The sequence below is a fragment of the Claveliimonas bilis genome (genome assembly GCF_030296775.1).
GTDB lineage: Bacteria > Bacillota > Clostridia > Lachnospirales > Lachnospiraceae > Claveliimonas > Claveliimonas bilis.
Map to the genome: position 1 here is coordinate 1,323,807 of NZ_AP027742.1, position 24,410 is coordinate 1,348,216.

General features: G+C 44.2%; 23 protein-coding genes. All 23 read left to right on the forward strand.

Going from position 1 to position 24,410, the window contains the following annotated elements; translation table 11 throughout:
* Positions 1-7: 7 nt before the first annotated feature.
* The 23 genes from R2J37_RS06395 to R2J37_RS06505 all read left to right on the forward strand — a co-directional run bounded on the left by R2J37_RS06395 (position 8) and on the right by R2J37_RS06505 (position 24,399).
* Positions 8-1,585: a hypothetical protein gene (locus R2J37_RS06395; RefSeq protein WP_316266729.1), complete on the forward strand. Its 1,578-nt coding sequence runs from the start codon at positions 8-10 to the stop codon at positions 1,583-1,585.
* Positions 1,586-1,745: 160 nt separating this feature from the next.
* Complete coding sequence (glmS, locus tag R2J37_RS06400) at positions 1,746-3,572, forward strand: glutamine--fructose-6-phosphate transaminase (isomerizing) (protein WP_256194469.1); 1,827 nt, start codon at positions 1,746-1,748, stop codon at positions 3,570-3,572.
* A gap of 14 nt (positions 3,573-3,586) precedes the next feature.
* Positions 3,587-4,687: a UDP-galactopyranose mutase gene (gene glf, locus R2J37_RS06405; RefSeq protein WP_230106548.1), complete on the forward strand. Its 1,101-nt coding sequence runs from the start codon at positions 3,587-3,589 to the stop codon at positions 4,685-4,687.
* A 160-nt stretch (positions 4,688-4,847) separates the two neighbouring features.
* Positions 4,848-6,116 carry a S1C family serine protease gene (locus R2J37_RS06410; RefSeq protein WP_230106547.1) on the forward strand — a complete coding sequence of 423 codons (1,269 nt, stop codon included), beginning with the start codon at positions 4,848-4,850 and terminating at the stop codon, positions 6,114-6,116.
* A 310-nt stretch (positions 6,117-6,426) separates the two neighbouring features.
* Positions 6,427-7,662, forward strand: coding sequence for a serine hydroxymethyltransferase (locus R2J37_RS06415; RefSeq protein WP_256194467.1), 1,236 nt, complete (start codon positions 6,427-6,429; stop codon positions 7,660-7,662).
* Positions 7,663-7,703: 41 nt separating this feature from the next.
* A complete protein-coding gene (locus R2J37_RS06420; protein ID WP_230106545.1) occupies positions 7,704-7,982 on the forward strand; it encodes a metal-sensing transcriptional repressor in 279 nt (92 codons plus the stop codon).
* A gap of 126 nt (positions 7,983-8,108) precedes the next feature.
* Positions 8,109-8,366 (forward strand): spore coat associated protein CotJA, encoded by a 258-nt coding sequence (locus R2J37_RS06425; RefSeq protein WP_230106544.1) that lies wholly within the window; start codon positions 8,109-8,111, stop codon positions 8,364-8,366.
* Entirely contained in the window at positions 8,366-8,638 is a 273-nt protein-coding gene (locus R2J37_RS06430) for a spore coat protein CotJB (RefSeq protein WP_230106543.1), read from the forward strand. The genes R2J37_RS06425 and R2J37_RS06430 overlap by 1 nt, the downstream gene beginning before the upstream one ends.
* A 3-nt stretch (positions 8,639-8,641) precedes the next feature.
* A complete protein-coding gene (locus R2J37_RS06435) occupies positions 8,642-9,253 on the forward strand; it encodes a manganese catalase family protein (protein ID WP_256194464.1) in 612 nt (203 codons plus the stop codon).
* Between the two features lie 181 nt (positions 9,254-9,434).
* Positions 9,435-10,583 (forward strand): FtsW/RodA/SpoVE family cell cycle protein, encoded by a 1,149-nt coding sequence (locus tag R2J37_RS06440; protein WP_230107528.1) that lies wholly within the window; start codon positions 9,435-9,437, stop codon positions 10,581-10,583.
* A gap of 129 nt (positions 10,584-10,712) precedes the next feature.
* On the forward strand, positions 10,713-11,552 hold the full coding sequence (locus R2J37_RS06445) for a DegV family protein (protein ID WP_316266734.1): 840 nt from the start codon (positions 10,713-10,715) through the stop codon (positions 11,550-11,552).
* Positions 11,553-11,603: 51 nt separating this feature from the next.
* Positions 11,604-11,846: a hypothetical protein gene (locus R2J37_RS06450; protein WP_230106540.1), complete on the forward strand. Its 243-nt coding sequence runs from the start codon at positions 11,604-11,606 to the stop codon at positions 11,844-11,846.
* A 229-nt stretch (positions 11,847-12,075) separates the two neighbouring features.
* Complete coding sequence (mraZ, locus tag R2J37_RS06455) at positions 12,076-12,516, forward strand: division/cell wall cluster transcriptional repressor MraZ (RefSeq protein WP_230106539.1); 441 nt, start codon at positions 12,076-12,078, stop codon at positions 12,514-12,516.
* Between the two features lie 12 nt (positions 12,517-12,528).
* Positions 12,529-13,464 (forward strand): 16S rRNA (cytosine(1402)-N(4))-methyltransferase RsmH, encoded by a 936-nt coding sequence (gene rsmH / locus R2J37_RS06460; RefSeq protein ID WP_230106538.1) that lies wholly within the window; start codon positions 12,529-12,531, stop codon positions 13,462-13,464.
* Positions 13,465-13,519: 55 nt separating this feature from the next.
* Complete coding sequence (locus R2J37_RS06465; protein ID WP_230106537.1) at positions 13,520-14,068, forward strand: hypothetical protein; 549 nt, start codon at positions 13,520-13,522, stop codon at positions 14,066-14,068.
* A 9-nt stretch (positions 14,069-14,077) separates the two neighbouring features.
* Positions 14,078-15,937, forward strand: a complete 1,860-nt coding sequence (locus R2J37_RS06470) for a peptidoglycan D,D-transpeptidase FtsI family protein (RefSeq protein ID WP_316266737.1) — start codon at positions 14,078-14,080, stop codon at positions 15,935-15,937.
* 59 nt (positions 15,938-15,996) lie between these two features.
* A complete protein-coding gene (locus R2J37_RS06475; RefSeq protein WP_230106535.1) occupies positions 15,997-17,721 on the forward strand; it encodes a peptidoglycan D,D-transpeptidase FtsI family protein in 1,725 nt (574 codons plus the stop codon).
* Positions 17,722-17,775: 54 nt separating this feature from the next.
* A complete protein-coding gene (gene mraY / locus R2J37_RS06480) occupies positions 17,776-18,732 on the forward strand; it encodes a phospho-N-acetylmuramoyl-pentapeptide-transferase (protein ID WP_230106534.1) in 957 nt (318 codons plus the stop codon).
* 12 nt (positions 18,733-18,744) lie between these two features.
* Positions 18,745-20,103 carry a UDP-N-acetylmuramoyl-L-alanine--D-glutamate ligase gene (gene murD / locus R2J37_RS06485; RefSeq protein WP_230106533.1) on the forward strand — a complete coding sequence of 453 codons (1,359 nt, stop codon included), beginning with the start codon at positions 18,745-18,747 and terminating at the stop codon, positions 20,101-20,103.
* Positions 20,104-20,116: 13 nt separating this feature from the next.
* Positions 20,117-21,202: a putative lipid II flippase FtsW gene (gene ftsW / locus R2J37_RS06490; protein WP_316266740.1), complete on the forward strand. Its 1,086-nt coding sequence runs from the start codon at positions 20,117-20,119 to the stop codon at positions 21,200-21,202.
* Between the two features lie 30 nt (positions 21,203-21,232).
* Entirely contained in the window at positions 21,233-22,030 is a 798-nt protein-coding gene (locus R2J37_RS06495) for a cell division protein FtsQ/DivIB (protein WP_316266742.1), read from the forward strand.
* A gap of 149 nt (positions 22,031-22,179) precedes the next feature.
* A complete protein-coding gene (ftsZ, locus tag R2J37_RS06500) occupies positions 22,180-23,400 on the forward strand; it encodes a cell division protein FtsZ (RefSeq protein ID WP_230106530.1) in 1,221 nt (406 codons plus the stop codon).
* 219 nt (positions 23,401-23,619) lie between these two features.
* Positions 23,620-24,399: a sigma-E processing peptidase SpoIIGA gene (locus R2J37_RS06505; protein ID WP_316266745.1), complete on the forward strand. Its 780-nt coding sequence runs from the start codon at positions 23,620-23,622 to the stop codon at positions 24,397-24,399.
* The last annotated feature ends 11 nt before the right edge of the window (positions 24,400-24,410 follow it).

Genomic DNA, 24,410 nt, shown 5'->3' on the forward strand with positions numbered 1-24,410 from the left:
TAATGGTATGAAATTGGTAAAAAAAATGACGGCAGTTATCATAGCGCTGTGTATGACTGTTATGGTTCTGCCTTTCAGCGTAAATGCAGCTGAACCGCAGCTTCGATTTTCAGATCCTACTACTACACAGGGGGCGACTTTTGATGTGGAGGCGACCTTCTATGCAGATGCAGGAATCGGTGATGTCAATGCAACTCTGACCTATGATGCGGCGGCATTGAAATTTATCAGCGGAGATGGAGCAACAGCCAGCAACGGACAAATCCAGCTGACCGGAAACGGCGGCGGAAGTACAGAGATGAAATGGACGCTTCAGTTCCAGGCACTGGCAGTTCAGACTACAAGCATCACGATTGCTTCAGTAAGCGCTTCTTCTACTGATGGGACATCGTTCCAGGTGGCACAGGGGAGCTCCACTATCACAATTGGCGAAGGGGATCCTTCTCTGATCGACAGCACAGATTCTTCAGGAGAAACAGGTGCTGCATCCGGCGTTCAGGTAGATGTTGACGGGCAGACATACAGCGTGGTGGACTTTTCTGATATTTTAATCCCTACGGGATTTACCAAGACAGAAATGACCTTTGAAGGGCAGACCTGTCCGGCAGCGTTGCAGGAGAGCAGCGGGAAATATGCGGTTTATCTTTCCGATTCGGAGGGAGAAGAGAATTTCTTTCTCTATGACCCGGACGGAGGAACCTTCTCTCCTTTTGAACAGATTGAGGTTTCACAGGACAGATATATTATTCCTCTGACAGAGGAGGTTGGAAGTCAGCTGCCAAGCAATCTTCAGGAAACGACTTTTACAGTCAATGGCAAAGATTTTCCGGCATGGCAGAATGTAGATTCGACGGACTATTATGTATTATATGCACTGAACAGTGACGGGGAGAAAGGCTTCTATCAGTATGATTCCATAGATGACACTTATCAGAGATATACCCCGGATACCTCCTCACAGGAAGAGGAGAACGAATCTTCTTCTCTGCTGGGGGGACTGATCGATACATTACGGGATAATCTGGACAGATTCCTTGTGGGGACCTGGGTATTATTCCTAATCTTCCTCATTATTATCATTATACTTGCAATCAAGCTTCGGCATCGTAATCTGGAACTTGACGATCTCTATGATGAGTATGATATTGATGTAGATGAAGAGGAAGATAAGAAGGCCTCGAAAAAAGCTGCAAAAGATAAGAAGGCTCCGGCAGCGAAAAAGGAAAAAGCGTCAAAAGCTAAGGCGGCAGTAATGGAAGACGATGATTTCGACGATGACTTTGACGATTATGATGACGGCTTTGAATATGAAGATGACGACTTTGATGATTACGAAGACGACGGAGAAGATTTTGAAGAGGATGATTTCTCGGCCAATGATGATTTCGAAGATTTTGAAGAAGACGATGATGATGTTTTCCGCGTACAGTCCCGTGAGTCGGTTGAAGACGATATAGATGACCTTGATGCTCTTCTGGAGGCAAGAGTTCGTGAGCCGGCTAAAAGACCGCCGCGTACGCCAAAGAAGAGAAGTCATGCTGAGGAAGACGATACCTTTAAAATGGATATTATCGATCTTGATTAAAAGAAGAAAAAAGGGAAGGTGCAGTTGCTGCAGCTTCCTTTTTTCTCGTCTAATAGGAAATTTCTTTGTCTTTACATGCAGATGCAAATTTGATACAATACAATTTGATAGTGCAAAAAAAACGGATGTTTGTACAAAGAGAAAGTAAAGGAGATAAATTATGTGTGGAATAGTTGGATATATTGGAAAGCTACAGGCAGCACCTATTCTCTTGGATGGTTTGGAAAAGCTGGAATACCGAGGATATGACTCTGCCGGGATTGCGGTCTATGACGGAAAGGAAATCAACATGCTGAAAGCTCAGGGACGCCTGAAGGTGTTGAATGAGATCAGCCATGGGGGAGAGAAACTTCCCGGAACCCTTGGAATCGGGCATACGCGCTGGGCCACTCATGGGGCTCCGTCCGATATCAATGCGCATCCACATTTTAATGCAGATAAAAGTATCGTTGTTGTTCACAACGGAATTATTGAAAATTATTTGAAATTAAAGAAAAAACTGGAAAAAAAGGGATATAAATTTGTCTCTGAAACGGATACTGAGATTATAGCACATCTTCTGGACTATTATTATGACGGGAATCCTCTCCGGGCGATTACAAAAGTTATGCATCGTATGGAAGGATCTTATGCACTGGGAATTATTTTCAGCGACCATCCGGAAGAATTGTATGCGGTGCGTAAAGACAGCCCTTTGATCGTAGGTCATACAGATGGAGGAAGCATTATTGCGTCTGATGTACCTGCAGTACTGAAATACACGAGAGATGTTGTATTTATAGAAAATGAAGAGATCGTGCGGCTGACAGAAGAAAGCATGGAGTTTTTCAATGTAGATGAGGAACCTATTGAGAAGACGGCAACTCATATTGACTGGGATGTGAATGCGGCAGAAAAAGGCGGATATGAGCACTTTATGCTGAAAGAAATGTATGAGCAGCCAAAAGCGATCATGGATACATTTTCACCCAGACTTAAAAACGGAAATATTGTGATCGAAGAGCTGGGAATGTCAGAGGAAGATATCAGAAGTATCCGCAAGATTATGATTGTGGCCTGCGGAAGCGCTTACCATACGGGTATGACAAGCAAGTATGTCTTTGAAGGTTTGGCAAGGATACCGGTAGAAGTAGATCTGGCTTCTGAATTTAGATACAGAAATCCAATCCTGGATGAAGGAACGCTTCTCATTGTAGTGAGTCAGTCGGGTGAGACAGCAGATACTCTTGCGGCTCTTCGGGAAGCAAAAGATAAAGGTGTCAGAGTTCTTGGAATTGTCAACGTAGTGGGAAGCTCTATTGCAAGGGAGGCAGATAATGTAATGTATACATGGGCCGGACCGGAAATAGCGGTCGCTACTACAAAGGCTTATTCTGCACAGTTGATATCTTTGTATCTGCTTGCAATGAAGTTTGCTCATGTCAGAGGAGAATTAAGCGACAAAGGTCTGGCAGATATGATAGAAGAGCTGAAGGAGCTGCCGACACAGGTGGAGATGCTTCTCAATAACAAAAACAAAATACAGAAGTTTGCAAACCGTTACCTTGCAGCCAAGAGCATTTTCTTTATCGGAAGAGGAATCGATTATGCAATTTCCCTGGAAGGGTCTCTGAAGCTGAAGGAGGTTTCCTATATTCATTCAGAAGCGTATGCGGCCGGAGAACTGAAGCACGGAACCATTTCTCTGATCGAAGAAGGTACTCTGGTATGTTCTGTCCTTACACAGGAAGAGTTGTACAAAAAGACGATCAGCAATATGGTAGAAGTAAAGACAAGAGGAGCATTTGTGATGGCGGTCACAAATGTGGACAATACGGAAGTGGAAAAGGCAGCAGATTATGTGATCTATCTTCCGAAAACCAATAAATATTTTACCAACTCCCTGGCAATCATTCCTCTGCAGCTTTTCGGATACTATGTTGCCGTAGGCAGAGGATGCGATGTGGATAAACCGAGAAATCTGGCAAAATCTGTCACTGTAGAATAAAAGGAGCTGAAAAGATGAAATATGACTATCTGATAGTGGGAGCGGGACTGTTTGGAGCAGTATTTGCCCACGAGGCGGGGAAAAAAGGGAAAAAGTGCCTGGTGGTGGATCGGAGAAATCATATTGGGGGAAATATTTATACAGAAGAAATAGAAGGTATCCAGGTTCATCGGTATGGGGCCCATATTTTCCATACTTCAAACAAGGAAGTGTGGGAGTATGTGAACCGGTTCGCAGAATTTAATCATTATATCAATTCGCCTATTGCTGTTTATAAAGATGAACTGTATAATCTTCCTTTTAATATGAACACTTTCAGTAAGATGTGGAATATAAAAACCCCCGCAGAGGCGAAGGAGATCATTGACAGGCAGATTGCAGATCTTGGAATTACAGAGCCGGCCAATTTGGAAGAACAGGCGCTGTCTCTTGTGGGGCGTGATGTTTATGAGAAACTGATAAAAGGGTACACAGAAAAACAATGGGGACGAAAGTGTACAGAACTTCCGGCCTTTATTATCCGCCGTCTGCCCCTTCGTTTTACGTATGACAATAACTATTTTAACGATCGGTATCAGGGAATCCCCATCGGCGGCTATACCGCGATTATTAAGAAGCTTCTGGAACAGGCAGATGTAAAACTTGGGACCGATTATCTGAAGGAGCGGGAAACATACAAAGATATGGCGGACCGTATTGTTTTTACCGGTATGATAGATGAATATTTTGATTATATACTGGGAGCGTTGGAATACAGGAGCGTCCGTTTTGAGACAGAGGTTTTGGACTGCCCTAACTACCAGGGCAATGCGGTGGTAAATTATACGGAAAGAGAAGTTCCCTATACAAGAATCATCGAGCATAAACATTTTGAGTTCGGCACTTCGGATAAGACTGTGATTTCCAGAGAATATTCATCAGAATGGAAGGTGGGGGACGAGCCTTATTATCCGGTCAATGATGAGCGGAACAGCAGTCTGTATGAGAAATATAAGGAGCTGGCGGAAAAAGAGAAACGAGTAGTTTTTGGCGGTCGGCTGGGCGCTTACAAGTACTATGATATGGATAAAGTGATTCTGGCAGCGCTTGAATTAGCTGAAAAAGAATTGAATTAGAGCAGCGCCGGTATACAAAGAAATGCGGCTGAATCCGTGAAAATTCTTTTGTATACTGACGCTTTCAACATTTTTTAATTGATTTATCACAATTTATACACAATTATAAGTTAGACTACAATCATAGAAACAAAAGAAAGACATGAAAGGAGTCTTAACTATGAGTAATGAGTATAATTATTACAATCCTAATCCAGAGGATTTCGATCATAATAATATTTTTGATGAACAGCCAAAACAGGAGAAACCAAAAAAGCCAAAAAAGAAAATGCCAAAATGGGCGGGAGTTGTCGGCCTGGCCCTTGTATTTGGAATTGTTGCAAGTGCTGCCTTCCAGGCAAGCAATGTGGTATTTGACAGGGTGACAGGAAATGATACAAAGACAGTGAAGCAGTCTTCCACATCAGGGAACACGCAGCTGACACAAACTGCCAGCACAGTGACATCGGATGTTTCACAGATTGTAGAATCAGCTATGCCGTCCATCGTGTCTATCACAAACATGAGTGTACAGGAAGTGCAGAATTTCTTCGGACAGACACAGCAGGAAGAAAGCACAAGCCTTGGTTCCGGTATTATCATCGACCAGAGTGATTCAGAGCTTTTGATCGTAACTAATAATCATGTGGTGGAAGGTGCAGATACACTGACAGTTACATTTGTAGATAATGAAAGTGTAGAGGCCAATATAAAAGGAACGGATTCGGCACGGGATCTGGCAGTAGTCGCAGTGCCGGTAGATTCTATTAAGGATTCCACCATGGAAGAGATCAGTATTGCCTCCCTTGGAGATTCTGATGAACTTCAGGTAGGCGAACCTGCCATTGCAATTGGAAATGCACTTGGATATGGACAGTCTGTAACAACTGGTATTATCTCTGCGACAGACCGGGAGCTGGATGGATTTGACGGAAAACTGATCCAGACAGATGCAGCGATCAATCCTGGAAATAGTGGAGGAGCGCTGCTTAACGCTAATGGACAGGTAGTTGGTATTAATACGGCCAAGATCAATTCCAGTGTTGCGGAAGGTATGGGATATGCAATCCCGATCAGTGACGCAAGCGATATCATTACTTCACTCATGAATCAGGAGACAAAGACAAAAGTTTCTGAAGAAGAGCAGGGATATCTTGGAATTACCGGAGTAGATGTATCAGATGACAGCTCTGAAATGTATAATATGCCTACAGGCGTATATATCAGGGAGGTATCTAAAGGCAGCGGAGCAGAGCAGGCAGGCCTTGCACAGGGTAATATTATAACAGCTATCAACGGAACAACTGTTGACAGCATGTCTACTTTAAAGGAACAGCTTACTTACTATAAAGTCGGTGAAACTGTGGAACTGACAGTACAGGTTGCAGCAAACGATGGTTCCTATCAGGAACAGACAGTATCTGTAACTCTGGGAACTGCAAGTGAATAAAAAACAAAAGTGCGGCGGTAAAATCCACCGCACTTCTTTTTATTATCCGGGATGTGTGGTATAATGTCCACGTAGGCAATGAGCCGTGCAAAAATGCAAAAGGACAAAATACCTGCTTGCAGGTATTTTTGGCGTTTTGTATTTTTATAGGGCGAAGCCCGTGAGCGAGAGCCCGAAGGGTTCGAGCTTAGCAGGGCGAATGAGATCTGAGTTTGCCGAAAAGGGGCGAAGCCCGTGAGCGAGAACCCGGAGGGTTCGAGCTTGGCAGGGCGAATGAGGCTTGCAAGGCTACTTAAAAAGGAGGAAAAGGATGTACGCTTTTGAGGACATTAGAAAAACGGACAGCGAAATAGCAGATGCTATTGTAAAGGAGATGGAAAGACAGGATTCCCATTTGGAACTGATTGCTTCCGAAAACTGGGTAAGCAAGGCAGTTATGGCGGCTATGGGAAGTCCCTTGACAAATAAATATGCAGAAGGGTATCCGGGAAGAAGGTATTATGGCGGATGTGATTACGTTGATGTAGTAGAGAATCTGGCAAGGGAGAGAGCAAAGAAACTTTTTGGATGCGAGTATGTCAACGTGCAGCCTCATTCAGGAGCACAGGCAAATATGGCAGTTTTCTTTGCCATGCTGAAACCGGGGGACAAGATTCTTGGAATGAATCTGGATCAGGGAGGGCATCTGACCCATGGATCACCGGTAAATTTCTCGGGAAATTATTTTCAGACCTCCTTTTACGGAGTAAATGAGGAAGGTTTTATTGATTATGAAGAGGTGCGCCGTATTGCTTTAGAGGAAAAGCCGAAACTGATCATTGCAGGGGCAAGCGCCTATGCAAGAAAAATCGATTTCAAGAAATTCCGCGAGATTGCTGATGAGGCAGGTTCCTACCTTATGGTAGACATGGCTCATATTGCAGGACTTGTAGCGGCAGGCCTTCATCAAAGCCCGATTCCGTATGCAGATGTTGTGACAACTACAACACATAAGACTCTGAGGGGACCGAGGGGAGGCATGATCCTTTGCAACCAGGAAGCAGCGGACAAATTTAATTTTAATAAAGCAGTATTCCCTGGTATACAGGGAGGCCCGCTGGAGCATGTGATTGCCGGAAAAGCAGTCTGTTTTAAAGAAGCGCTTCAGCCTGAATTTCGCGAATATCAGGAACAGATTGTAAAGAATGCCCAGGCATTGGCCCGGGCTTTGATGGAAAGAGGAGTAAAACTGGTATCAGGAGGCACAGACAACCATTTGATGCTGGTTGATCTAAGCCAGGAAGAGGTAACAGGAAAAGAACTGGAAAAACGTCTGGATGCTGCTCATATTACATGTAATAAAAATACAATTCCAAACGATGCCAGAGGACCGATGGTGACAAGCGGAGTGAGGCTTGGAACACCTGCAGTTACCACTCGCGGATTAAAGGAAGAGGATATGGAGCACATTGCAGAAGCTATTTCTCTTGTGATTAAAAGTGAGGATAATATTGGAAAGGCACAGGAAATCGTAGCGCAGCTTACAAAGAAATACCCGCTGATCTAACAAAAAAGTACAGGCCTGAAATAGAGGAGGAAGGCGAAAGAATGAAAACAAAACACAGAAATGATGAAGAATACAGAAAACTGATGAATCGTCTGAACCGCGTGGAAGGCCAGGTTCGGGGAGTAAAAAAAATGCTGGAAGAAGAGCAGTACTGTGTTGATATTCTCACACAGGTGTCTGCAATTCAGGCGGCGCTTAATTCTTTTAATAAAGAGCTTTTATCCAGCCATATACATTCCTGTGTGGTAAGTGAAATACAGAACGGAAATACAGAAGTGGTAGATGAATTGTGTGAATCTATCAAAAAGCTTATGAAATAGTGTGCTATCAGTAAAGGGCAGTCTCCCGGAGCAAGGGGACTGCCTTTTGTAGTATGATGCCAATCACATTTTTATTCCAATCCCATACAATAATATTGTAGATTGTTATGGAAGGAGTAATGACACATGCAGAATTACCGGTATCAGTCCCAGGACTGCAGGAGAGGACAGCAAAGAAGCTTTTCTGCTCAGGGAATGCAGAGACAAAGTTCGTGCTGCGCAGAAAGAAAAGAAGTAGCCGGTCTTTCAGACCTGGCCCTTGCCATGGCGTATGTACCATGGCAGGAGTGGCGTGAAATATACGATCTGGAGAAGGGATTTTGCTGCGGCACGATTTTTCGCGAGCTGCATAAACCATTTTTAGGAGCAGGAGGGAGAAGATAATGGCAGATAACAGGCCCTGCAGGAGAGACCTGCTTCAATGGATCAATGTAGTTAGTTTCGCCGTAGATGATGTAAAGCTTTTTCTGGATACCCATCCCTGTAATTCCCAGGCTCTCGCCTTTTTTGAGGAATGTCAGGAACAAAGAAATCGGGCATTGAAAGAGTATGCCAGGTATTACGGACCTCTGACTGTGGATGCGGCAGATCTGTCTCAGACAGACAGGTGGAACTGGATCAATGAGCCATGGCCATGGCAGGAAGGGGGATGTTAATTTATGTGGAATTATGAAAAAAGATTGCAGTATCCTGTGAAAATCACTCAGACAAATCCCAAAATAGCACAGGTGATCATCAGTCAGTTCGGAGGCCCTGACGGAGAACTCGGAGCTTCGATGCGCTACCTTGCCCAGAGGTATACTATGCCTTACAAAGAAGTGACAGGAATACTCACAGATATCGGAACAGAAGAATTGGCACATCTCGAGATGATCTGTGCAATTGTCTACCAGCTTACGAAAAACCTGACGCCGGAAGAGATTGAGAAATCCGGATTTGATAAATATTATGTGGATCATACTCTGGCACTCTGGCCGCAGTCGGCAGGAGGAGTGCCATGGAGCGCGACTACATTCCAGTCCAAAGGAGACCCTGTTACAGACCTTCATGAAGATATGGCGGCAGAGCAGAAGGCAAGAACAACTTATGACAATATTCTAAGACTTGTGAAGGATCCGGAAGTGGCAGATCCTATCCGTTTCCTGCGGGAAAGGGAGATTGTGCATTACCAGAGATTCGGCGAGAGTCTGCGCATTGTGCAGGATCATCTTGACAGTAAAAACTTTTATGCTTTTAACCCGGAATTTGATATGGGGAGATGTACGAAATAATATAAAGATAAACGCGGCTGGATACTTAGGAAAAATTCCTCATTGTCATTCCAGACATATGCCGTTATAATAATAGCGATTGGAGTGTAAATAAATGGAGAATAAAAATACGAAAGTAACACAGATTCCGAAAAGAGGCCGCGGTGAGCACAGAGGCCGGTCAGCGCAGGCCAGAGAGAGTATGGGGGCAAGAATGAAAAGCGGTATGAAATATTTTGACTACAGCCTTGTGGCGGTTATTGTATTTCTTATATGCTTTGGTCTGGTCATGCTCTACAGTGCCAGCGCTTACTCGGCAGAAGTCAATTATTCGGGGGACAGTATGCATTATTTTAAAAGGCAGCTGTTTTTCTGTATCGTGGGAGGCGCGGGAGCATATGTCGTATCGCTGTGGGATTATCATAGAGTTGCCAAGCATGCGAAAAAAATCTTTTTCTTTTCTATTTTCCTGATGGCTCTTGTAAAGACGCCGCTTGGAGTGGAAGTAAACGGGGCGACAAGATGGATTGCCCTTCCGTTTGGACAGCAGCTTCAGCCTGCCGAGGTGACGAAAATAGCTGTCATTGTTTTTGTCCCGGTCGTTATATGCCAGATGGGGAAAGAGATCCGGACTCTGGCAGGAGTGATTCGGGCAATCAGCTGGGGATTGCTGGCAGCAGGCTGTGTATATTTTCTGACAGAAAATTTGAGTACAGCAGTTATCGTGCTGGGAATTACCTGTATGATGGTCTTTATTGTTCATCCCAAGACAGCTCCGTTTATTGCCCTGGTTGTTCTGGGAATCATTGCTCTTGTAGTGGGGGCGACCATCCTGGGAAGTATGATACAGGCGGGTGATCTGGGAGATAATTTCCGGCTTCGGCGTATCATTGTATGGCTGGACCCGGAAAAACATGCTTCTGATTATGGCTATCAGGTCGTACAGGGGCTTTATGCTATTGGTTCCGGCGGCTTTTTTGGGAAAGGTCTTGGAAACAGTACGCAGAAACGACTGATACCAGAAGTGCAAAATGACATGATCCTTTCGGTTATCTGCGAGGAGCTGGGAGTGTTTGGGGCCATTATGGTCCTGGTTCTGTTTGGCCTTTTGCTGTACAGGCTTATGGTAATTGCACAGAATGCTCCGGATATGTATGGAGCTTTAATTGCCAGCGGTATCTTTTCCCACATTGCGCTTCAGGTATTTCTGAATGTTGCGGTTGTAATTAATTTGATCCCCAATACCGGAATTACGCTGCCATTCATCAGCTATGGAGGGACATCATTACTTTTTCTGATGTTGGAAATGGGTGTCGCGCTTGGAATTTCAAGAAAAATAAAGATGCAATGATAGAAAAGCCTTTTCAATCTTCCTATTATATGCTATGATATATAAGTGGTTTTTGAAACTACATACACTAGAAGTCAATGACGTTAATGCTAGATATTGAAGATAGAAATGTAGGAGGATGGAAGGAAGATGAGCTATAAAATAATCGTGGACAGCTGCGGAGAGCTGACAAAAGAAATGAAAGAGTCGGAGGTTTTTGAAACAGCGTCTTTGAGTATAGACATAGATGGCCATCATATTGTGGATGATGAATCTTTTGACCAGAAAGAATTTTTAAAAATCGTGGCGGAAAGTCCCAATTGCCCGAAATCGTCCTGTCCGTCACCGGAAGCTTATATGGAAGGATACCACTGCGAGGCGGAAAGGGTCTATGCAGTGACTCTGTCAGCAGAACTCAGTGGATCTTATAACAGTGCAGTGCTTGGAAAGAATCTTTATCATGAAGAGTATGGAGAGAAGGATATCTATGTTTTTAATTCACGTTCTGCATCTGTGGGAGAAACCCTTATTGCTTTGAAAATCGAAGAATGTGAGAAGAAAAATTTGAGCTTTCACGAAGTCGTCCGGCAAGTGGAGGAATATATTGAAGAACAAAATACGTATTTTGTTCTGGAAACTCTGGAAACATTGAGAAAAAACGGACGTTTGACGGGGCTGAAGGCAATTGTGGCAACGGCGCTGAATATAAAACCGGTAATGGGAGCTACACCACAGGGAGTAATCTGCCAGCTTGGACAGGCAAGGGGTATAAAGAAAGCTCTGGTGAAAATGGTGGATGAAGTTGTGAAAGATGTGAAAAGGCCCGAGGAGAAGACGCTTGCCATCAGTCATTGCAACTGCCTGGAGAGAGCGGAAGCGGTGAAGAGGATGATTCTGGAGAAGATTTCACCGAAAAAGGTCATTATTCTGGATACAGCCGGAATCAGCAGTATGTATGCGGCAGACGGCGGTATAATCGTAGTTGTATAATCCCTGCCTTTGTGATATAATGTTATCCAGTTGACGAAGGAGTACAAAGATATGAGTCAGGAAAAAGTAGATAAATATAAAAAGGAAAAGGCGAACCGTAAGCAGATCATGCAGAAACAGAAAGTGCGTCACCTGCTAAGGCGCTGCATAGTGGCAGTATTGGGATTGGCTCTGGTGTGCTGGATTGGTTATTCGGCATATGGCGTGTATGAGGACAGCAGACCGCAGGAGAGTGCGGAAGTTGATTATTCAGCCATCACTGACTATGAAACAAATCTGAACGGAACAGAATAGATGCTCATAAAAGTAAATTGTGAGACAAAGAACAGGAATTTTTTCCTGTTCTTTTTTTGTTGCACAGGAAAACTGGGTTCCCATCACATTTTATTAAGGAATTTTTAGAAAAAAGGGCTTGAAATCAATAGTAAAGTGGTTTACAATGGTTTCAAGTGGTAGAAAGTGGCGAAAAGTGGTATAAAGTGGTGCGAAAGTGGCAGACCGCTTTGAAAGAAGGTGAGTTCTAATGTTGAAAGGAGAATACAGTCACAATATCGATCCCAAAGGAAGGCTGATTATTCCGGCTAAATTCCGTGACGATTTAGGGGAGCATTTCGTCATAACAAAAGGGATGGAAAATTGCCTGTATGTATATCCGGAAAACGAATGGAACGCCTTTGAAGAAAAACTGAACGCCTTACCAACGACCACAGATAAAAAAGCCAGAGCTTTTGCATATTTCTTTCAGGGAAGTGCAACAGACGGCGACCTTGATAAGCAAGGTAGAACACTGATTCCATCTGTTCTTAGAGAATACGCTAAACTTGGAAAAGAAGTTGTGTTTATCGGTATGGGGAAGCGTGCCGAGATCTGGGACAAGGCCAGATGGGATGAAAAGAATGCTGAAGTGGAGCTTTCTATCGAAGATATTGCATCAGATATGGAAGCAAACGGATTCAGTATCTAAGAGGGAGAAGATATGGGATTCAGTCACAAATCAGTATTGCTTGAAGAAACTGTAAATGGACTTAACATCAAGCCGGACGGCATATATGTAGACGGAACGCTTGGTGGAGGCGGACATGCATATGAAATATGCAGGCGTCTCGGAAACAAGGGGAGTATTGTAGGAATAGACCAGGATGAAGCCGCCGTGGAAGCGGCAGGCATCCGCTTAAAAGACTTCGGGGAGAAAGTTACAATAGTCAGGAGCAACTATTGTGATATGAAGTCGCAGCTCCAAAAGTTAGGCATTGACAAGGTCGATGGGATCGTGCTTGATCTGGGCGTATCTTCCTATCAATTGGATACGGCAGAGCGGGGATTCTCCTATCGCGAAGATGCACCTCTGGATATGAGAATGGACAGGCGTCAGAAAATGACGGCCAGAGACATCGTCAATGACTATAGTGAGATGGATCTTTATCGCGTGATCCGTGACTACGGGGAGGACAAGTTTGCAAAAAACATTGCCAGGCATATTGTGGCGGAACGCGCGAAAAGACCCATTGAAACAACCGGACAGCTGGTGGAGATCATCAGACATGCCATACCGATGAAATATCAGAAAAAGTCAGGGCATCCGGCAAAGAGAACCTTTCAGGCAATTCGTATTGAGTTGAACAGAGAGCTGGAGGTTTTAAGAAATTCACTGGATGATATGATCGATTTGCTGAATCCGGGAGGAAGATTGTGTATCATTACGTTTCATTCACTGGAAGACAGGATTGTAAAGAGTGCATTTAAAAAGAATGAGGATCCATGTACCTGTCCCAAGGATTTTCCGGTGTGTGTGTGCGGAAAAGTTTCAAAAGGGAGTATTGTTACAAAAAAACCGATTTTGCCAGGTGAGGAGGAAATGGAGGAGAACAGCCGCTCTAAGAGCGCAAAACTCCGCATTTTTGAACGAAACTAAAAAAACGGCAGAAACGGAAATAGAAGGAGTATAAAAAAGAAAGGGGACGATGAAGATGGCAGCAGGAAGAACTTCAAAGAGGCAGACAGCAGCATACAGCAGAAGAAGCAATCCCCAATCTATGTATGTATATGGGAATGCAGTTCCAAAGCCGGAGTATACCCCGGAGAGGGAACCGGAAAAACGCAGGAGAGATCCGCAGCATACAAGAAGAAGCCGTCAGATTCGTCAAAACCAGAGGAAGGCTTTAAAAGTCAACAAGGGTTATGTTATTTTTCTTACGGTAGCAGCTGTACTTGCGCTGGTAATCTGCGTGAATTATGTGAGACTTCAGTCACAGATTACGAGCCGTTCCAGGAACATTACTGCAATGCAGGAAGAACTGGCGGATATGAAAGAGGAAAATACAACAAAGTATAATACGATCATGGATTCTGTCAACCTGGAAGAGGTGCGCGATAAAGCTATCAATGAGTTGGGCATGGTGTATGCCGATAAAGATCAGATTGTAGAATATGATAATCCGAATGGAGACTATGTAAAGCAGTATGAGGAGATACCGGATGACGGAATGCTTGCAAGCTCCAAGGATGTACAGAATTAAGGTGGGAATATGACAAAAAAAACTATGCATCGTTTGAGAAAAAAATTCCCTAAATTTATGCAGAAAAAGCTAGTCATCCTCTATTTGGGGATTATACTAGCTTTTGTTTTTCTAATAGGAAGAATTACCTATATTAATGCATCTGACGGGGAAGAATATACGAAAATTGTTCTGGACCAGCAGCAGTATGACAGCAGGGTCATTCCCTATAAGCGGGGAGATATTGTAGACCGGAACGGCACGAAAATTGCCACCAGTGAAAGAGTGTACAATGTCATACTGGATGTGAAGACTATGCTGAGTGATGAAGATTATGTGGAACCTACAAAGCAGGTCCTGAAAGACTGCTTTGGGATAGAGGAAGAGGAAGTAGATGCTCTGATCGAAGAGTCGCCTGACAGCAGATACAGCGTGCTGAAAAAAGGAATTGACTATAATACGGCCAAAGAATTTGAAGCCATTGATGAAGATGATGAAAATTATCCGGATGTAAAAGGAATATGGCTGGAATCAGATTATGTGCGCACTTATCCCTATAATACGCTTGCGAGTGATGTTATTGGATTTACAGTAGACGGAAACGTGGGAAACGGAGGCATAGAAGGCTACTATAATACGATACTAAATGGGACAGATGGAAGAGAATATGGTTATCTTGATGGCGGGACTTCTGTAGAACAGACTGTAAAAGAACCAATTAATGGGAAAACAGTGGTTTCTACGATTGATGTACAGGTGCAGAGTATTGTAGAAAAATATATCAAACAATTCAACGATGAAAGAAAGAATAATGCAACTGCCGGCGAGGGAAGCAAAAATACAGCTGTCATGATCATGAATCCGCAAAATGGAGAGATCCTTGCCGAAGCCAGCTATCCGAATTATGATCTGAATAATCCCAGAGACCTGTCAAGCTACTATACACAGGAACAGCTGGATGCCATGTCGGATGAAGAACAGCTGGATGCCTTAAACTCTCTGTGGAAAAATTTTTGTGTCAGCGATACTTACGAGCCTGGGTCGACGATAAAACCTTTTACTGTAGCAGCAGCTTTAGAGACAGGGGCACTGAACGGGGATGAAACCTTTTACTGTGAAGGAAGCCTGCATATTGGAGGATATGACATTCATTGTATCAATCGGGAGGGACACGGAACACAAACCTTGAAAGAAGCGGTGGAAAATTCCTGCAATGTGGCCCTTATGCAGATTGGAGAAAAAATCGGCGCCGAGGATTTCATTAAATATCAGCATATATTTGGATTCGGAGAGCTGGCGGGGATCGATCTTCCCGGCGAAGCCGCTACAGAGGGGCTTTTATATACAGTAGATAACATGGATGAAACCAGTCTTGCGACCAACGCATTTGGTCAGAACTTTAATGTAACAATGACACAGATGCTGGCAGGTTTTTGTTCGCTTATTAACGGCGGAGAATACTATGAGCCTCACATTGTAAAACAGATACAGGATGAAAATGGAAATGTAGTGGAAAATGAAGAGCCGGTTCTTGTGAAACGAACAATTTCGGAAGAGACAAGTACTCTCGTAAAAGATTATATGAGGGGAGTTGTTCAGAATGGAAGCGGTAAGCTGGCGGATCTGGAAGGCTATGAAGTAGGAGGAAAGACTGGTACAGCAGAGAAACTTCCAAGATCAGAAGGAAAGAACCTGGTATCTTTTATTGGATATGCACCCCAGGAAAATCCGGAGATTGCAATTTATGTTGTGATTGATGAGCCAAATGAGTACGACCAGGCCCAGAGTTCTCTGGCGGTGCAGATGGCAAGTGATATTATGAAAGAAATTTTCCCGTATCTGGGGATCTCCAAGACATCTGAAACAGCGGACGATACGGCAACGCAATAATATGAATAACCTCACAAAAGCAGTAATAAAGTATAAAAAGGCTTTTGTGAGGTTTTTTTGTGCGTAGTAAGACATATAATAAGAAGAAAATCCTGATCGTTTTTCTGTGCGCAGTTTTTATCATTCTGTTTTTGATGGGGAGACTTGTCTACCTGATGGTATTTGACGCCGAATATTATCAGGAGAAAGCGGAAGCCCTCCATGAAAGAGAGAGGGAAATTAAGGCGGCAAGAGGAGAGATCATAGATGCTTCGGGAAATATTCTTGCGACAAACCGCACGGTGTGTACGATTTCTGTGATCCATAGTCAGGTAACAGATCCTGAAGAGGTGATCACGGCTCTTTCCCAGGCTTTGGATATGGAAGAGGCCTCTGTGCGTGAGAAGGTGGAGAAGGTTTCAGCTCTGGAAAGGATTAAGACAAATGTGGATAAAGAAATCGGTGACCGGATTCGGGAGATGAATCTTAATGGTGTAAAAGTGGATGAGGACTTTAAACGTTATTATCCCTATGATGAGCTTGCATCTACAGTGCTGGGATTTACCGGGGGAGATAACCAGGGGATTATCGGCCTGGAGGTAAAATATGAAGAATACCTGAAAGGACAGAACGGGCGGATACTGACTACTACAGATGCAAGAGGCATAGAGCTTAAAGGAGTGGCAGAAGATCGGGTGGAGCCGGTTCCCGGGAATACCCTCCGGATCACATTGGACTATAATGTACAGATGTATGCACAGCAGATGGCGGAAAAGGTGATGGAAGAGAAACAGGCCGATGCAGTATCCGTTCTTCTTATGAATCCACAGAATGGGGAGATCATTGCAATGGTAAATGTTCCGGAATTTAATCTCAATGATCCCTTCACCTTAAATACAGGAGAAGATACATCGGGACTTTCAGAAGAGGAAAAACAGGATAAGCTGAATCAAATGTGGAGAAACCGCTGTATCAATGATACCTATGAACCCGGGTCGACTTTTAAGATCATTACAGCCTCTGCCTGTCTGGAGGAGGGAGTTGTTTCCCTGGACGATACGTTTCAATGTCCGGGATACCGGATTGTGGAAGACAGGAAGATCCGGTGTCATAAAGTGGGGGGACACGGACAGGAGACATTTGTGGAAGGGGTGCAAAATTCCTGCAATCCTGTATTTATGGATATCGGTCTTAGATTAGGAGCAGATAAATTTTATGATTATTATGAAAAGTTTGGTCTTCTGAATTTGACTGGAGTAGATCTTCCGGGAGAGGCGGGGACGATCATGCATAAAAAGGAAGATATTGGAACGGTGGAGCTGGCAACGATGACGTTCGGGCAGTCCTTTCAGATTACGCCTATTCAGCTTGCCTCCACAGTAAGTTCCATCATTAACGGCGGAGTGAGGGTAACGCCTCACATTGGGAAAAGCGTGATCTCTTCAGATGGGAAAACAGAGGAAGTTTTAGGAGCTGAAAAGGGGGACAGAATCCTTTCAGAAAAAGTTTCTGGTCAGATGAGGGAGCTTTTGGAGGGAGTCGTACGGGAAGGATCCGGGAAGAACGGAGCGGTGGAGGGTTACCGTATCGGAGGAAAGACAGCTACGTCGCAGACTCTTCCGAGAAGCGCAAACAAATATATATCCTCATTTCTGGGCTTTGCACCGGCTGACAACCCGCAGATACTGGGAATGTGTATTATTTATAATCCCCAGGGAATTTATTATGGAGGTACGATCGCCGCACCGGTAATGCGGGAGATTTTTGAAAATGTACTTCCCTATCTTGGCATTGAAAAAGAATAAGAAATGAAGTATACTGTTTTAAGCTGAATAACAAAAGAGATAAGAGGTGTATCTATGGATTATACAATTTTTATTCCGGTATTGATATCATTTGCATTGAGCGTTGTAATGGGACCGGTGATCATCCCCATTCTTCGCAGACTGAAAATGGGACAGACAGAAAGAGAAGAAGGAGTAAAATCTCATCTGAAAAAGGCGGGAACGCCTACCATGGGCGGGGTAATTATTCTTATTGCTGTTGTGGTGACCTCCGTATTTTACATTGGAGATTATCCCAATATTATCCCGATTCTTTTTGTTACACTGGGATTCGGACTGATCGGTTTTCTGGATGACTATTTGAAAGTAGTGCTGAAGCGTTCCGACGGATTGTTCCCGAAACAGAAAATGGCTCTTCAGATCCTTGTGACGGCAGTATTTGCCTTTTATATGGTGAAATTTACAGATGTTTCTCTCGCCATGTTAATCCCTTTTTCAGGGGGAAGATATCTGGATATCGGATGGCTTGCGATCCCGCTCCTTTTTGTGGCGGTGATCGGAACAGTAAACGGAGTCAATTTTACCGATGGGCTGGATGGGCTGGCTTCCAGTGTTACGGTGCTTGTAGCTACCTTTTTTACAGTGGTGGCGGTGGGAACCGAGAGTGGAATTGAGCCTATTACCTGTGCGGTAGTCGGGGCCCTGATGGGATTCCTTCTTTTCAATGTATATCCCGCAAGTGTATTCATGGGAGATACAGGGTCGCTGGCTCTGGGAGGTTTTGTGGCTTCCACGGCCTATATGCTGCAGATGCCGATTTTTATTGTGATCGTGGGGCTTATCTATCTGGTAGAAGTACTGTCTGTTATGATACAGGTTACATACTTTAAAAAGACAGGCGGCAAAAGGTTCTTCAAGATGGCTCCGATCCATCATCATTTTGAACTGTGCGGCTGGTCAGAGACAAAGGTAGTAGCGGTCTTTTCGATTATTACAGCCATTCTGTGTCTGATTGCACTGATGGCTATGTAAGGAGGACAAATAATGGAAAAAACGGTACTGGTATTCGGACTTGGGATCAGCGGGATCGGAGCAGCGAAGCTTTTAGAAAAGCGAGGGGCTGATGTGATCTTATATGACGGCAATGAAAAACTCAATAAGGAAGCAACACTTAAAAAGATGGGAGAAGGCACAAAGGCACGGATTATTACCGGTTCTCTTCCGGAGGAAGTGATGGATGAACTGGATCTTGTGGTCATCAGTCCCGGAGTGCCGACGGATCTTCCAGTCGTTCAGAAAATGAGAGAGAAAAAGATTGAGATCATGGGAGAAATTGAGCTTGCCTATCTGTGCGGAAAAGGAGAAGTCCTTGCCATTACAGGGACGAATGGCAAGACTACCACAACTGCTCTGTTGGGAGAGATTATGAAAAACGCTTCAGACAGTGCATTTGTAGTGGGAAATATTGGAAATCCTTATACGACTGTAGCGGAAGATACCAGGGAAGATTCTGTCGTTGTGGCAGAGATGAGCAGTTTTCAGCTGGAGACGATTCACACATTCCGTCCCAGAGTATCGGCCATTTTGAATTTGACGCCGGACCATTTAGACAGGCATCATACCATGGAGGCATATATTCAGGCAAAGATGAATATTGCCTCGAACCAGACGGAAGAAGATTTTTGCATCTTAAACTATGAGGATGAGGTGCTTCGCAGATTTGCTGCTGAAGTGAAGGCGAAAGTTTTTTTCTTCTCCAGTGTGCATAAGATGGAGAGAGGCATTTATCTGGATAACGGGAATATAATTTATAAGAACCCGGATGATGGAAATGCCGAAGGTACGCTGATCTGTAATGTAGATGAACTGAAACTGCTTGGTGTTCACAATTATGAGAATGTCATGGCGGCATCGGCTATGGCCGCTGTGTATGGAGTGTCCCTTGATATTATAAGAAAGACGCTTCGGGAGTTTGCAGGCGTGGCCCATAGAATAGAATTTGTAGCGGAAAAAGATGGAGTCGCCTATTACAATGATTCCAAGGGGACAAATCCGGATGCGGCTATCAAAGGAATCCAGGCAATGAGGCGCCCTACCGTTTTGATTGGAGGGGGATATGACAAAAATTCAACTTACAAAGAATGGATTGAAAGCTTTGACGGCAAGGTTAAACTTCTGGTCCTTCTTGGGGCTACAAGGGAAAAGATTGCAGAAGAGGCCAGAGAGTGCGGTTTTACAGATATTGCTTTTGCCGATACATTTGAGGAGGCTGTCCTTACGTCCGTAAAGGCGGCGCAGCCGGGAGACGCAGTGCTGCTGTCGCCGGCGTGTGCAAGCTGGGGAATGTTTAAGAACTATGAGGAACGAGGAGATAAGTTCAAAGAGATTGTAAATTCCCTATAAGGAGAGAACAAGATTGCCAGATTCAGTCAAAAAAAGAAAGTATGACTATACACTTCTTACGGCGCTGTTCTTGCTGCTGCTTATCGGACTTGTGATCCTGTACAGCACCAGCGCATACAATGGAGAGGTAAAGTTTCATGATTCCTTTTACTATCTGAAGAAGCAGGTGTTTGCCACCAGTCTGGGCATTGCAGGTATGTTTCTGATGGCGCAGATTGATTACCGGAGATTGCGGAAATTTGCAGTGCCGGCCTATCTTGCAGCAGTGCTTTTGTCTGTTGCAGTGCTTTTGGTGGGAGATGAGTATAATGGGTCCAAAAGATGGTTGTCTTTGGGCCCTTTTTCTTTTCAGCCCTCTGAATTTGCGAAAATAGCAGTCATTCTTTTTCTTGCTGCTGTCGTGACAAAGAATGCAGACAAAATGGGGCAGATGAGAACGCTTCTGAAGATCATGCTCAGTGTTCTTCCTATTGCAGGTCTGGTAGGCGCCAGCAATTTGAGTACAGCCATTATTATTCTCGGAATTGCGGTTACTCTTGTCTTTACGGCAAGTCCCAAATACGGGCAGTTTATCTGGATGGGAGTGATAGGCTGCGGATTTATGGCTGTGTTTCTTGCGTTGGAGAGCTACCGGCTGGAGCGGCTGGCAATCTGGAGAAATCCGGAGGCATACGAGAAGGGATATCAGACCCTTCAGGGGCTGTACGCCATAGGATCAGGCGGACTCTTTGGGAGAGGACTGGGGGAGAGCGTACAGAAGCTGGGCTTTGTTCCGGAGGCTCAAAATGATATGATATTTTCCATCATCTGTGAGGAGCTTGGCCTTTTTGGAGCAGGATTTATTCTCCTTCTTTTCCTGATTCTGATCTGGCGTTTCTTTCGGATCGCATCCCATGCGGAAGATCTTTTCGGAGCATTGATTGCAGCCGGAGCTATGGCTCATATGATGATCCAGGTGATTTTGAATATTGCGGTTGTGACAAATACCATTCCAAATACAGGTATTACACTTCCCTTTATCAGCTACGGAGGAACATCGGTTGTGTTCCTTTTGATGGAAATGGGGGTTGTGCTAAGTGTGTCATCTCTGGTAAAATAATAGCATTGGTTTACAAGGAGGATGCTTTTTGTGGAACGAAAGAGAAAAAGCGGACATAAAAAATCTCATAAAATATATGCATTTGTTGTAATCCTGCTGGGACTGGCAATTATTGCCCTGGCTGTGCTGCTGCTGTTCTATGTGCAGCGGATCGAGGTGACGGGGAACGAATACACATCCAGTGAGGAGATTGTTAATGTAGTGGAGGAGGATCAGGGATCTTTTAACTCCATTTACCTTTTATGGAAATATCATTTTACCGATTATAAAAAGCCGGACAGCATCCAGGATATGCAAGTGAGCCTGAAAGCGCCGTGGATCGTGCAGGTGAAAGTAAAAGAAAAGCCGATCCTCGGGTATGCTGTGGCAGAAAAATCCTACCTGTATTTTGACGGCAGCGGAGAAGTGGTGTTGGAAAGCTCCACATTACTTGAAGGAGTCCCGGCAGTGGAAGGGCTTGAAGTGGGAGATGCCTCTGTAGGAGATTCCCTGAGCAAGGGAAAGGAGCGGCTGTTCAAAGAGCTGACGGAGCTGAAAGAGGATATGGAGAAATTTGAATTGTCATCGGATAGAATTGTCTGTGACGGGAAACAGATTTACACATATTTTGGAGATGTTTGTGTGGCGCTGGGCAGCAGCATCACTACGGAAAAAGTATCACAGATATCACCGATCCTGGAAAAGCTGGGCGGCCAGAAAGGGACGCTGCATTTAGAATATTTTGCGGATGAGAACGATGTGATAACATTCGATAAAGACGAGCTGCCTGAAGCGGCGCAGGAATCTACGGATGGACAGACCGGGGAGACCGCGGAAGAAAATCAATAAAAATGGGCTAAAATCCATAAAAATAGAGAAAATTCTATTGATATTTTGCACAAAAGCTTATATTATATACTATATATGGCGGACTCCGAGTCTGCCGTTTATGGGATGTATAATTATATAATAAGGATAGAACAAAGGAGGAGAAACCCTTGCTAGAAATTAAAACAAACGAATCAGAAGCAGCGGCAAAGATAATTGTTGTGGGAGTCGGCGGAGGCGGAAATAACGCTGTAAACCGAATGATTGATGAACAGATTGCCGGTGTTGAATTTATTGCAATCAATACAGATAAACAGGCCCTTCAGTTATGTAAGGCGCCGACCCTTATGCAGATAGGGGACAAGATCACAAAAGGACTTGGTGCGGGAGCACGTCCTGAAATCGGTGAGAAAGCAGCAGAAGAAAGCGCTGAGGAAATTTCAGCTGCATTAAAGGGAGCAGACATGGTCTTTGTAACCTGCGGTATGGGAGGCGGAACCGGAACCGGTGCGACTCCTGTTGTTGCGCGCATTGCAAAAGAACAGGGAGCGTTGACAGTAGGTGTTGTTACAAAACCCTTCCGTTTTGAATCCAAGACAAGGATGAATAATGCGCTGGCTGGAATTGAAAAATTAAAAGAAAGCGTTGACACTTTGATTGTTATTCCGAATGATAAACTGTTAGAAGTGGTTGACAGAAGAACAACTATGCCGGAAGCTCTGAAAAAAGCGGACGAGGTTCTGCAGCAGGGTATCCAGGGTATCACAGACCTGATCAATGTACCGTCTCTTATTAATCTTGACTTTGCGGATGTGCAGACAGTCATGACAGATAAGGGAATTGCGCATATCGGTATTGGACAGGGCCGCGGCGATGATAAAGCGCTGGAGGCTGTAAAGCAGGCGGTTGCAAGTCCGCTGCTTGAGACAACAATTGCAGGGGCATCTCATGTTATTATTAATGTATCCGGTGATATTACTCTTATGGACGCATCGGATGCGGCAGAATTTGTACAGGAACTGGCAGGAGAAGATGCAAATATCATCTTCGGTGCTATGTATGATGATTCCAGAGCAGATGAAGCTACTATTACTGTAATTGCTACGGGATTACATAATGTAGGTGGGACGTCTTCAAAATTAAAATCAAGACTGGAAGGCGTACAACGCTCCGGTATGGTTCCGCCGGCAAGCAGTTATGATAAACAGCTTCATTCCAATCATACCAGCCACAGCCCGAAAGTTGATTTGGGAGCAGCTCCGACGACAAACGGTGGTACAAGCCTGAAGCGTCCGGTTGGAGGTACAACTCCGACTCTGGATACACCAAGGACACCGACCAGCAAAGTGAAGGAGCAGTCTATCAAGATTCCGGATTTCTTTAAAAAGTAAATAACGATTCAGGCAACAGACAGCAGCCATGACAGATTGTGGATTTTTTCGACCACAGTTGACATGGCTGCTTTTTTTGTCGAAAAAATCTGTTTTCCTTCTAACAGTATCTGACAAATTCTGAACCCTTCTTTTCTTTATAATTAATCCTGCCCAGATGAGGGCGCAGGCTTTCAGGCCGCCCTATGCCGGAAGTGCAAAAGAGAAAGAAGGTGGAACGTGTATTATGAACTGTATATAGACATACTGTTTCTCGTCAACTTTATGATGGACTACATATTGCTCCTGCTGATAAAAAAGATATTGAAATGCACTGCCACGCTTGGAAATATCTCACTGGGAGCATTGACAGGAGCTCTTCTTACCTGTCTGGTAGTCGCGCTTCCTATTCCCTGGCCACTTTTGAAAATTCTTCTGTTTCATGGCGTTGTGAATATCCTGATGCTGAAAATTGCTTTACGCCTCAAATGGGACAAAAAGCTGTGGAAAGCGCTTTTCCTTCTGTACATCACAAGTTTTTTGCTGGGAGGGATTTTGGAGCATGTACGTCAGTATGTGGAGATCGGAAGTCTTTTTTTTGTACTGGCAGTAGGGTGCTATTACATCTCATCGGGAATATGGAAGATTTTGGATCTGATCTTCAAGACAGGGCAGTGCCGGTGTGATGTGGAACTATATGTAAATGGACGGTGTGTGACAGTGCCGGCTCTGATAGATACCGGAAACACACTGCGGGATCAACTGACGGGAAAGCCGGTAAACATCATAGAGAGCCAGACGGCAGAAGAACTGTTTGGTAAGGAAATCCCGGAAGGAATCCGATATATTTCCTATCACACGATAGGCAGGAAAAACGCTGTTATGCCTGTTGCCGTTCTGGATAGCCTGCGTATTGCCGGAGAAAATGAGAAATGGGTGGATAAGCCGATGATAGGAATTAGTGAAGAGAAAATATCTTCAGATGGAGAATACAGGATGATCATAAATCCTGATACATAGATTGGAGGAAA

Excerpts from the sequence above, each read along its gene's own strand:
- R2J37_RS06395 (WP_316266729.1), top strand. The coding sequence starts at position 8 with ATGAAATTGGTAAAAAAAATGACGGCAGTTATCATAGCGCTGTGTATG.
- glf (WP_230106548.1), top strand. The coding sequence starts at position 3,587 with ATGAAATATGACTATCTGATAGTGGGAGCGGGACTGTTTGGAGCAGTA.
- R2J37_RS06445 (WP_316266734.1), top strand. The coding sequence starts at position 10,713 with ATGAGCTATAAAATAATCGTGGACAGCTGCGGAGAGCTGACAAAAGAA.
- R2J37_RS06410 (WP_230106547.1), top strand. The coding sequence starts at position 4,848 with ATGAGTAATGAGTATAATTATTACAATCCTAATCCAGAGGATTTCGAT.
- R2J37_RS06435 (WP_256194464.1), top strand. The coding sequence starts at position 8,642 with ATGTGGAATTATGAAAAAAGATTGCAGTATCCTGTGAAAATCACTCAG.
- R2J37_RS06415 (WP_256194467.1), top strand. The coding sequence starts at position 6,427 with ATGTACGCTTTTGAGGACATTAGAAAAACGGACAGCGAAATAGCAGAT.
- R2J37_RS06440 (WP_230107528.1), top strand. The coding sequence starts at position 9,435 with ATGGGGGCAAGAATGAAAAGCGGTATGAAATATTTTGACTACAGCCTT.
- R2J37_RS06450 (WP_230106540.1), top strand. The coding sequence starts at position 11,604 with ATGAGTCAGGAAAAAGTAGATAAATATAAAAAGGAAAAGGCGAACCGT.
- glmS (WP_256194469.1), top strand. The coding sequence starts at position 1,746 with ATGTGTGGAATAGTTGGATATATTGGAAAGCTACAGGCAGCACCTATT.
- R2J37_RS06465 (WP_230106537.1), top strand. The coding sequence starts at position 13,520 with ATGGCAGCAGGAAGAACTTCAAAGAGGCAGACAGCAGCATACAGCAGA.
- R2J37_RS06425 (WP_230106544.1), top strand. The coding sequence starts at position 8,109 with ATGCAGAATTACCGGTATCAGTCCCAGGACTGCAGGAGAGGACAGCAA.
- R2J37_RS06420 (WP_230106545.1), top strand. The coding sequence starts at position 7,704 with ATGAAAACAAAACACAGAAATGATGAAGAATACAGAAAACTGATGAAT.
- R2J37_RS06470 (WP_316266737.1), top strand. The coding sequence starts at position 14,078 with ATGACAAAAAAAACTATGCATCGTTTGAGAAAAAAATTCCCTAAATTT.
- R2J37_RS06430 (WP_230106543.1), top strand. The coding sequence starts at position 8,366 with ATGGCAGATAACAGGCCCTGCAGGAGAGACCTGCTTCAATGGATCAAT.
- mraY (WP_230106534.1), top strand. The coding sequence starts at position 17,776 with ATGGATTATACAATTTTTATTCCGGTATTGATATCATTTGCATTGAGC.
- mraZ (WP_230106539.1), top strand. The coding sequence starts at position 12,076 with ATGTTGAAAGGAGAATACAGTCACAATATCGATCCCAAAGGAAGGCTG.
- rsmH (WP_230106538.1), top strand. The coding sequence starts at position 12,529 with ATGGGATTCAGTCACAAATCAGTATTGCTTGAAGAAACTGTAAATGGA.
- murD (WP_230106533.1), top strand. The coding sequence starts at position 18,745 with ATGGAAAAAACGGTACTGGTATTCGGACTTGGGATCAGCGGGATCGGA.